The sequence below is a fragment of the Enterobacter cloacae complex sp. 2024EL-00227 genome (assembly GCF_043945315.1).
Taxonomy (GTDB): domain Bacteria; phylum Pseudomonadota; class Gammaproteobacteria; order Enterobacterales; family Enterobacteriaceae; genus Enterobacter; species Enterobacter roggenkampii.
The window spans coordinates 66,705-72,791 of sequence record NZ_JBIMQP010000017.1; the positions used below are offsets into that span (position 1 = coordinate 66,705).

The following is a 6,087-nucleotide window of genomic DNA, read 5'->3' on the forward strand; positions in this document are numbered from 1 at the left end:
ATAAGATTTGTGAGCAATACAGACGTCACGCCACTGGTCGTGCGTCATCAGAGAGAATCCGGGTTATGTTGCAGTTCATCCTCCGACGTCTGGGACTTGTTATCCCCACGTTTATCGGTATCACCCTTCTCACTTTTGCCTTCGTCCATATGATCCCCGGCGACCCGGTAATGATTATGGCGGGCGAGCGTGGTATTTCCCCTGAGCGCCATGCACAGCTGCTGGCTGAACTCGGCCTCGATAAGCCAATGTGGCAGCAGTATCTCCACTATATCTGGGGCGTGCTGCACGGTGATTTAGGGATTTCACTGAAAAGCCGTCTTCCGGTGTGGGACGAGTTCGTGCCGCGTTTTAAAGCGACGCTGGAGCTTGGCGTCTGCGCCATGATTTTCGCCACCGCGGTGGGTATTCCTGTCGGGGTACTGGCTGCCGTTAAGCGTGGCTCTATTTTTGACCACACCGCTGTGGGCCTGGCGCTGACCGGCTACTCCATGCCTATCTTCTGGTGGGGCATGATGCTGATCATGCTGGTCTCGGTGCAGCTTAACCTGACACCGGTCTCCGGGCGCGTCAGCGATATGGTCTTCCTGGATGACACCAACCCGCTCACCGGCTTTATGCTGATTGATACGGCTATCTGGGGCGAAGAGGGCAACTTCATGGATGCCGTCGCGCATATGATCCTGCCTGCCATGGTGCTGGGCACCATTCCTCTGGCGGTGATCGTGCGTATGACCCGTTCATCGATGCTGGAAGTGCTGGGTGAGGATTATATCCGCACCGCGCGCGCCAAGGGCCTGACGCGTATGCGCGTTATCATCGTCCATGCGCTGCGTAACGCCATGCTGCCGGTGGTGACCGTTATCGGTCTCCAGGTGGGGACATTGCTGGCGGGGGCGATCCTGACCGAAACCATCTTCTCCTGGCCGGGCCTGGGTCGCTGGCTGATTGACGCGCTGCAACGCCGTGACTATCCGGTGGTGCAGGGCGGTGTGCTGCTGGTCGCGACGATGATTATCCTCGTCAACCTGCTGGTCGATTTGCTGTACGGCGTGGTGAACCCGCGTATTCGTCATAAGAAGTAAGGGGCCATCATGTCACAGGTTTCTGAAAACAAAGTTGTTGCTGCACCGGTTCCGATGACGCCGATGCAGGAGTTCTGGCACTACTTCAAGCGCAACAAAGGCGCGGTGGTGGGGCTGGTGTATGTCGCTATCATGATCCTGATTGCGGTGTTTGCGAACGTCCTCGCGCCGTATAACCCGGCGGATCAGTTCCGCGATGCGCTGCTCGCCCCGCCTGCCTGGCAGGATGGCGGTAGCCTGGCGCACCTGCTGGGGACCGATGATGTGGGCCGCGATGTGCTGTCGCGTCTGATGTACGGTGCGCGCCTGTCGCTGCTGGTCGGCTGCCTGGTGGTGGTGTTATCCCTGATTATGGGGATCGTACTGGGTCTGGTTGCCGGCTACTTCGGCGGTATCGTTGATAACATCATCATGCGTATCGTCGACATCATGCTGGCGCTGCCAAGCCTGCTGCTGGCCCTGGTGCTGGTGGCGATCTTCGGTCCGTCGATCGGTAACGCCGCCCTGGCGCTGACGTTCGTGGCGCTTCCTCACTATGTGCGTTTAACCCGTGCGGCGGTGCTGGTGGAAGTGAACCGCGATTACGTCACCGCCTCTCGCGTGGCGGGTGCCGGTGCGATGCGCCAGATGTTCGTCAATATCTTCCCTAACTGCCTTGCGCCGCTGATCGTTCAGGCGTCGCTCGGTTTCTCTAACGCCATTCTTGATATGGCCGCTCTTGGCTTCCTGGGCATGGGTGCGCAGCCGCCAACACCGGAGTGGGGCACCATGCTCTCCGACGTGTTGCAGTTCGCACAAAGCGCCTGGTGGGTTGTCACCTTCCCGGGTCTGGCAATCCTGCTGACGGTGCTGGCATTTAACCTGATGGGTGATGGCCTGCGTGATGCGCTTGATCCCAAACTGAAGCAGTAAGAGGCACGAGATGGCGTTATTAAATATAGATAAATTATCGGTGCACTTCGGCGATGAAGGCACCCCGTTTCGCGCCGTGGACCGCATCAGCTATAGCGTAAATCAGGGCGAAGTGGTTGGCATTGTCGGGGAGTCCGGTTCCGGTAAGTCAGTGAGCTCGCTGGCGATCATGGGGCTGATTGATTACCCGGGCCGCGTGATGGCGGAAAACCTGCAGTTCAACGGTCAGGACCTGAAGCGCATTTCTGAGAAACAGCGCCGCCAGCTGGTGGGCGCGGAAGTGGCGATGATTTTCCAGGATCCGATGACCAGCCTGAACCCGTGCTACACCGTCGGTTTCCAGATTATGGAAGCAATCAAGGTGCATCAGGGCGGGAATAAGAAAACGCGTCGTCAGCGGGCGATCGACCTGCTGAACCAGGTGGGCATTCCTGACCCGGCATCGCGTCTGGACGTTTACCCGCACCAGCTTTCAGGCGGGATGAGCCAGCGCGTGATGATCGCCATGGCGATTGCCTGTCGGCCAAAGCTGCTGATTGCGGATGAACCGACGACGGCGCTTGACGTGACCATCCAGGCACAGATCATCGAGCTGCTGCTGGAGCTGCAGCAGAAAGAGAACATGGCGCTGGTGCTGATTACGCACGATCTGGCGCTGGTGGCTGAAGCTGCGCACAAAATCATCGTGATGTATGCCGGCCAGGTGGTCGAGACCGGAAATTCACACGATATCTTCCGCGCGCCGCGTCACCCGTATACCCAGGCGCTTTTACGCGCGCTGCCGGAGTTTGCTCAGGATAAAGCGCGTCTGGCGTCGCTGCCGGGTGTGGTGCCGGGCAAATATGACCGTCCGCAGGGCTGTCTGCTCAATCCGCGCTGTCCGTATGCGACGGACAAATGCCGGGCGGAAGAACCAGAGCTGAACCAGCTGGCTGACGGTCGTCAGTCGAAATGCCACTACCCACTCGATGATGCCGGGAGGCCAACACTATGAGTACGCAACAGGCCACCACGCAACAGCCGCTGTTGCAGGCCATCGACCTGAAAAAATATTACCCGGTGAAGAAGGGGCTGTTTGCCCCTGAACGCCTGGTGAAAGCGCTGGACGGCGTCTCCTTTAACCTCGAACGCGGTAAAACGCTGGCGGTGGTGGGGGAGTCCGGCTGCGGGAAATCCACGCTGGGCCGTCTGCTGACGATGATTGAAGTGCCGACCGGCGGCGAGCTCTATTATCAGGGGCAGGATCTGCTCAAGCACGACCCGCAGGCGCAGAAGCTGCGTCGCCAGAAAATCCAGATTGTGTTCCAGAACCCGTATGGTTCGCTGAACCCGCGTAAAAAGGTGGGGCAGATTCTGGAAGAGCCGCTGCTGATTAACAGCAATCTGAGCAAAGAGCAGCGCCGTGAAAAAGCGCTGGCGATGATGGCGAAGGTCGGCCTCAAAACCGAGCACTATGACCGCTACCCGCACATGTTCTCCGGCGGCCAGCGCCAGCGTATCGCCATCGCGCGCGGTCTGATGCTTGACCCGGACGTGGTGATTGCCGATGAGCCGGTGTCGGCGCTAGACGTCTCCGTGCGGGCGCAAGTGCTGAACCTGATGATGGATCTCCAGCAGGAGCTGGGGCTCTCTTACGTGTTCATCTCCCACGACCTGTCGGTGGTGGAGCATATTGCCGATGAAGTGATGGTGATGTACCTGGGTCGCTGCGTGGAGAAGGGGACCAAAGACCAGATCTTTAATAACCCTCGTCACCCGTACACCCAGGCGCTGCTGTCTGCGACGCCGCGTCTGAACCCGGACGATCGTCGTGAGCGCATAAAGCTGACGGGAGAGCTGCCAAGCCCGCTGAATCCGCCGCCGGGATGTGCATTCAACGCCCGCTGCAGCCGCCGCTTTGGCCCCTGCACCCAGCTACAGCCGCAGTTAAAGGAGTATGGGGGTCAGCTGGTGGCCTGCTTCGCGGTCGATCAGGATGAAAATGGCGAGAAACCACACGCATAACGAAAAAAACCGGCGCTAAGCCGGTTTTTTTATGTCTGCTTTATTATTTCCGCAGGCGAATCTGGTCGACGGCGTGCTTCTCGCTCTTGGTGAGGATCAGGCTCGCACGCTCGCGCGTCGGCAGGATGTTCTCTTTAAGATTCACATAGTTGATCTCATTCCACAGCCCCGTCGCCACATTGATCGCTTCTTCTTCAGAAAGCTGAGCATAGTGGTGGAAATAGGAATCCGGATCGGTGAATGCCCCTTCACGGAACTTCAGGAAGCGGTTGATGTACCAGTTCTGCAGCAGGTCTTCCGGCGCATCGACATAAATAGAGAAATCGACGAAATCCGAGACAAAGACGTGATGCGGATCGTGAGGATAGTCCATGCCGCTTTGCAGCACGTTGAGACCTTCCAGAATGAGAATATCCGGCTGGACCACCGTCTTATCCCCACCCGGGATGCGATCGTAGATCAGGTGCGAATAGACCGGCGCCGTCACGTGAGGCACGCCGGATTTCAGATCGGAGACAAATTTCACCAGACGGTGCATATCATAAGAGAGCGGGAAGCCTTTCTTCTTCATCAGCCCGCGTTCTTTTAATACTTCGTTCGGATGCAGGAAGCCGTCGGTCGTGATCAGCTCCACGCTGCGGTGTTCCGGCCAGCGGCTCAACAGTGCCTGCAGGACGCGTGCGGTGGTGCTTTTACCCACGGCCACGCTGCCTGCGATACTGATGATATAAGGAATGCGTTGACCGTTCGTCCCGAGAAACTGCTCCAGCACCGCCTGACGACGCAGGTTCGAGCTGATATAGAAGTTAAGCAAGCGCGAGAGGGGGAGATAAATTTCTGCCACTTCTTCAAGGGACAGATCTTCGTTTATCCCTTTTAACCGTGCGATTTCACCTTCCGTCAGCGTCATAGGGACGGAATCACGCAGGGCAGCCCACTGGCTGCGGTTAAAGTGAAGATAAGGCGTCATTAACGTTTGCTCTTTTTTGCTCATAAGCATGCTTCAGTGAGCCAGCATGAAACTGCCGGATCGTGGCTCATCACACAGTTAATTTTGGACAATGGGCAGGAGGTTAACACCAGATGACAGGAATAATAAGAAAAAAGATGGAAAGCGCTGCGTTACGCGGAGGCCGTCACGCTACGGTGTTTACAGTGCAAATACCCCTTACATGTTGATTATTTGACCGTGAATGACTACTTTTACAGCGCTCAACACGCTGTTAGCATAAAATGTGAGCGAAAGAACGTTTTATGCAAATTTTTAGTTGCATGACCGCGCAGGTATCCATAGAATGCGCGCTACTTGATGCCGACTTAGCTCAGTAGGTAGAGCAACTGACTTGTAATCAGTAGGTCACCAGTTCGATTCCGGTAGTCGGCACCATCAAGTCCGGTGGGGTTCCCGAGCGGCCAAAGGGAGCAGACTGTAAATCTGCCGTCACAGACTTCGAAGGTTCGAATCCTTCCCCCACCACCACTTTCTGGCAGCGTAAATGCCGCCGGAGCTGGTTGGAAAAATTAGCCAGCTCAAACTGAAAAAGAGAGAAATCTCTTTTTTTGTTACAGAAAGAACTGGGTAGCCGAGTTTCAGGATGCGGGCATCGTATAATGGCTATTACCTCAGCCTTCCAAGCTGATGATGCGGGTTCGATTCCCGCTGCCCGCTCCAATACGTGCTGATATGGCTCAGTTGGTAGAGCGCACCCTTGGTAAGGGTGAGGTCCCCAGTTCGACTCTGGGTATCAGCACCACTTCACTTCTCCTTCCCGTTTCTCTCTGTTTCAATTTTACTGTATTCAACAATTCAGGCATTTCGCCTGGTTGATGTGGTGATATCACCGATTTATCCGTGTCTTAGAGGGACAATCGATGTCTAAAGAAAAGTTTGAACGTACAAAACCGCACGTTAACGTCGGTACTATCGGCCACGTTGACCATGGTAAAACAACGCTGACCGCTGCAATCACTACCGTTCTGGCAAAAACCTACGGTGGTTCTGCTCGTGCATTCGACCAGATCGATAACGCACCAGAAGAAAAAGCTCGTGGTATCACCATCAACACCTCTCACGTTGAGTACGACA

General features: G+C 56.2%; 6 protein-coding genes and 4 tRNA genes. 9 read left to right on the forward strand and 1 reads right to left on the reverse strand.

Annotation, left to right across the window (positions count from 1 at the left end):
• Window positions 1-65: 65 nt before the first annotated feature.
• Genes dppB through dppF form a run of 4 tightly spaced genes read left to right on the forward strand, consistent with a single transcriptional unit; the run spans window position 66 to window position 4,001 of the window.
• Window positions 66-1,085 carry a dipeptide ABC transporter permease DppB gene (gene dppB / locus ACHH0Z_RS21920; protein ID WP_024909087.1) on the forward strand — a complete coding sequence of 340 codons (1,020 nt, stop codon included), beginning with the start codon at window positions 66-68 and terminating at the stop codon, window positions 1,083-1,085.
• A gap of 9 nt (window positions 1,086-1,094) precedes the next feature.
• On the forward strand, window positions 1,095-1,997 hold the full coding sequence (gene dppC, locus ACHH0Z_RS21925; protein WP_008502771.1) for a dipeptide ABC transporter permease DppC: 903 nt from the start codon (window positions 1,095-1,097) through the stop codon (window positions 1,995-1,997).
• Window positions 1,998-2,007: 10 nt separating this feature from the next.
• The gene (gene dppD, locus ACHH0Z_RS21930; protein WP_045409064.1) at window positions 2,008-2,991 is read left to right on the forward strand and encodes a dipeptide ABC transporter ATP-binding protein; all 984 of its coding nucleotides are present in this window, start codon (window positions 2,008-2,010) and stop codon (window positions 2,989-2,991) included.
• On the forward strand, window positions 2,988-4,001 hold the full coding sequence (gene dppF / locus ACHH0Z_RS21935; protein ID WP_008502773.1) for a dipeptide ABC transporter ATP-binding subunit DppF: 1,014 nt from the start codon (window positions 2,988-2,990) through the stop codon (window positions 3,999-4,001). The genes dppD and dppF overlap by 4 nt, the downstream gene beginning before the upstream one ends.
• Before the next feature lie 43 nt (window positions 4,002-4,044).
• Here dppF and coaA read toward each other — a convergent pair whose 3' ends face one another.
• Window positions 4,045-4,995: a type I pantothenate kinase gene (coaA, locus tag ACHH0Z_RS21940; protein ID WP_021242480.1), complete on the reverse strand. Its 951-nt coding sequence runs from the start codon at window positions 4,993-4,995 to the stop codon at window positions 4,045-4,047.
• Between the two features lie 317 nt (window positions 4,996-5,312).
• Here coaA and ACHH0Z_RS21945 point away from each other — a divergent pair.
• The 5 genes from ACHH0Z_RS21945 to ACHH0Z_RS21965 all read left to right on the forward strand — a co-directional run.
• A tRNA-Thr gene (locus tag ACHH0Z_RS21945) sits at window positions 5,313-5,388 on the forward strand.
• Window positions 5,389-5,396: 8 nt separating this feature from the next.
• Window positions 5,397-5,481: transfer RNA gene (locus ACHH0Z_RS21950), tRNA-Tyr, on the forward strand.
• A 117-nt stretch (window positions 5,482-5,598) separates the two neighbouring features.
• Window positions 5,599-5,673, forward strand: a tRNA-Gly gene (locus tag ACHH0Z_RS21955).
• 6 nt (window positions 5,674-5,679) lie between these two features.
• Window positions 5,680-5,755 (forward strand) — tRNA-Thr (locus ACHH0Z_RS21960).
• 118 nt (window positions 5,756-5,873) lie between these two features.
• Window positions 5,874-6,087 (forward strand): GTP-binding protein (locus tag ACHH0Z_RS21965; protein WP_227256966.1); only part of this gene is annotated, 214 nt, incomplete at its 3' end.